Source organism: Pauljensenia sp. C0170B4, assembly GCF_056590235.1.
Genome location: NZ_JBWPVS010000016.1, coordinates 1 through 647 on the forward strand (window position 1 = coordinate 1; position 647 = coordinate 647).

Annotated in this window: 1 protein-coding gene; it reads right to left on the reverse strand. The window is 38.3% G+C overall.

Annotation, left to right across the window (positions count from 1 at the left end):
• Positions 1–638: IS982 family transposase (locus AC1EJ1_RS10365; protein ID WP_480295842.1), on the reverse strand; the 638-nt coding region annotated here is incomplete at its 3' end.
• Positions 639–647 lie beyond the last annotated feature (9 nt).

Sequence of the window (647 nt, forward strand, 5' to 3'; positions counted from 1 at the left end):
TAACCCATTTGTTTTAGCTGTTGATGCAGTTCTTTGCCTAAATAGCCTTCGTCGCCAAGAAGATAGTAATTAGATGGATGGGTATTTTCTATCAGTTCAACTGTCTCCCTGGCATCATGAACTGATGCCTTTGTTACGACATAATCAAGAATGTAACCGTCATCGCTAACAATGGCATGAACTTTGAAACCATAGAAGTAAATTTTCTTGGTGGCCTTATAACCAATGTTGGCATAACCGCGAAAAATTTTAGCACGATAGTTGCGAATTGGTTGGCAAACAGGTACCGGAAAGCTGTCAATGATCAAGAACTGTCCATTCAGGTCAACCTTTTTATTCATTTCTTGCCGTATCTGATAAATCAATTGCAATAGCTGACGTGAACGCCGATTAAAACGTGAGTGTGATAAACAATTGAAACATTCACAGAATCTTCTTTGTGATTCAATTCCTGTCTTAGCTTGCCAGATAAGTAAAGCCAAAATCAGACTGTCCGTAGTTTTAATTTGATCAATATTTCGCCGATGAGTAAACTCAGCCGGTGCATACAAACGATACCAGTGCCGACAAATTATCACTAAATCTTTAAAACTAACTTGTAAATGGTGGCTAAAACGCTTAAGCTTAAGGCAGTTCAATCAGATCAG